The following is a 2,622-nucleotide window of genomic DNA, read 5'->3' on the forward strand; positions in this document are numbered from 1 at the left end:
CACTTTTTCAGCCCTGAGTGCAGTATAAAAAGCATATTTTTATCAAAATCAAGGCGTTTTAACGGAGTTAACTTGTACCTGTTAATGAGGATGCAAAAATTTAAAACAACAAAGAGTTTGGCAACAAAGATGCTTTTTAGATTGGGCTCAGTTTATAAATGAGAAATATCCACGCCGAAAAGCACATGAAACGGGCATGACAATGATTGACATAATGGATCGTCAGATTTTCAGATAATAGTAACCTATAGACAGAAGTTTAACAGGCAGAAGTAATAAATTTTGTTGAAAAGGATTTTTCAGCTTATAGTGAAAGGATTTATATTGCTTTGTCGTCAGGGAGGACAGATTGTAAGATGAGAGAAGGAAAATTTCCACACGACAAAGCAGGTAACACACTTAAGTATCTGGATTACAATTTTTTTGTTTTGCGCAAGATTAACAAAAAAAGTCAAATTCCCGGCGGGAACAACTCCATCAGGGGCTGAAGAATATTGGGGGTTTGCTGCAGGTGCACCGGGGGAACAATAACTTTAAGAGCAAGTGGTAATATTTGAATATGAGCTTCTTTGCCCAAATGGACGGGTTCGCCATCGACATGCCCGAGCAACGGCTTGTCGTGTTGTATGGTGATGTCGCGTGCTTTTATTATTTTGTCGTATTTGCTTTTATCGATAGATTGGTCAACAAGGCTGATCAGCAGAGCTGGTGCTGTATATTTCGGAAAATCTTTGATGAGACAAACATCGATGAGACCATCGTCGATAAGTGCACCGGGGGCAATATGAAAATTATTTCCATACTGACTTGAATTGGCAAAACTGATGAGGAACGCGTTAACATCAATTTTGTGACGATCAATGTCCAGAGAATAATTTTCCGATTTGTATTTGGGAAACTCTTTGGAAATTAATTGCATATAAGCCAGTGGGCCCCGTTTTTTTTTGCCGGCAAATTTATGACTGATATAGGCATCAAAGCCAATGCCGGCAACATTCAGTGAGAAAAACTCATTAATTTTGATGACATCAATGGATTTGACAGCGCCCTCCCGTATTACTTCGAGCGCTTTGTTGACCTTGAAAGGCATTTGAAGAAAACGCGCCAGTCCGTTACCTGAACCGGTGGGGATAATTCCGAGGGCTGTAGAGGAATGAATCAGGCCACGACCTACCTCGTTGACGGTTCCGTCACCACCAACGGCAACTACAATATCATATTTTCCTGCGGCGTCTGCGCTTATTTTAAATGCATCTCCGGATTTCCCTGAGTATGCAATTTCAAAATTCAAACCTGAAGGCTTTGTTTCCTGCCTCAGTACTTTCTCAATGTCCTTCTGCCGGCCAATACCCGACACAGGGTTTATGATATATAAAACACTTCTGCTCATCCTCCTCGGTTATTTAAAAACATGTAAAGTTACACATATATTTTTTGCAGCGATATATTTTGCCGACTTTAGGGACAGACCCTGATTAACTCTTTAGCTGTAGATGTGAGGGCACATTAGTGCTTCAAATTGTAAAATTTTTATTTTCTTTGAAGAAAAAACCATGAAGCCATGGAAACGTTAATACAACTCGATCAGGAATTATTATTATATCTCAACTCATTTACATCACCGCTATTCGATAACTTTTTCTGGGTGGTGACCAGCAAAAGTATCTGGTTCCCGATGTATGCCTTCTTCCTTTATGTCATATTCCGTAACCAGGGGGTTAAGGGAATTATTACTGTTCTTGCCCTGGCATTGATGGTATTACTCTGCGATCAGATTTCTACAAATATTTTTAAAGAAGGTTTTGAACGTCTTCGTCCGTCACACGATCCGTCAATCCAGGGACTGGTTGACCTGATAAACGGGAAACGTGGCGGGAAATATGGTTTTGTATCGTCGCATGCTACCAACTCTTTTGGTCTTGCAGTTTTTTCTATATTGCTGTTCAGATATCGCTGGTATACTGTTTTTATTCTTTTTTGGGCTGCATTGAACAGTTATTCCAGGATATATATGGGTGTTCATTATCCCGGCGACATCCTGGGTGGAATGATTCTTGGGTCTCTCATCGGTTGGTTTGTTTACTGGCTGTATAAAAAGGTTTCGGCACGTTTTTCTCCTGGCAGTGAGGCTATATATCCGCTTTCAAAGCATCAGGATTTTTCGGTTGCTTCGGTTCAGACCATTATTATATCCGGAATCCTCACGATTATCGTTGTCTATATTTCTTCGGTTTTATTGCTTGATCTTATGTAGCCGGAGTTTAGCCTTTCGTAATTTCTAATCTACTGACAAACAGTATATTATCGGTGGTTATTCATGTAGAAGTATAATAATTGTTAAAACCTATAGTTTTGTTGTTAATTCTGTTTTAAATCTGTGGTTTTTTCATTATTTTTATATCACATGAGTGCGGTATACAAAGCATATTTTTGTCAAAATCAACGTGTTTTAAATTTTTGTACCGGAGTTGACTCGTTGTTAATGAGAATTCATCCGTATAAAATTTATTATTAAGGTCGGATGGAACTCGCATGCAAGAACTTATACATATTCTTATTGTGGCAATCTTTGCCATGCTCGTTTCATCACTATCTTTATACGGGCAAACTGTTGTGTTGCAA

2 protein-coding genes are annotated in these 2,622 nt (G+C 39.0%); one reads left to right on the forward strand and one right to left on the reverse strand.

Annotated elements, in window-relative coordinates; genetic code table 11:
* Nucleotides 1-451: 451 nt before the first annotated feature.
* Entirely contained in the window at nucleotides 452-1,390 is a 939-nt protein-coding gene (locus ATH1_RS0115005) for a diacylglycerol/lipid kinase family protein (protein WP_010420508.1), read from the reverse strand.
* 171 nt (nucleotides 1,391-1,561) lie between these two features.
* Here ATH1_RS0115005 and ATH1_RS0115010 point away from each other — a divergent pair, with 171 nt between their 5' ends.
* Nucleotides 1,562-2,254 carry a phosphatase PAP2 family protein gene (locus tag ATH1_RS0115010; protein ID WP_010420513.1) on the forward strand — a complete coding sequence of 231 codons (693 nt, stop codon included), beginning with the start codon at nucleotides 1,562-1,564 and terminating at the stop codon, nucleotides 2,252-2,254.
* Nucleotides 2,255-2,622 lie beyond the last annotated feature (368 nt).

The sequence above is a fragment of the Anaerophaga thermohalophila DSM 12881 genome, from assembly GCF_000191885.1.
Classification (GTDB): Bacteria; Bacteroidota; Bacteroidia; order Bacteroidales; family Marinilabiliaceae; genus Anaerophaga; species Anaerophaga thermohalophila.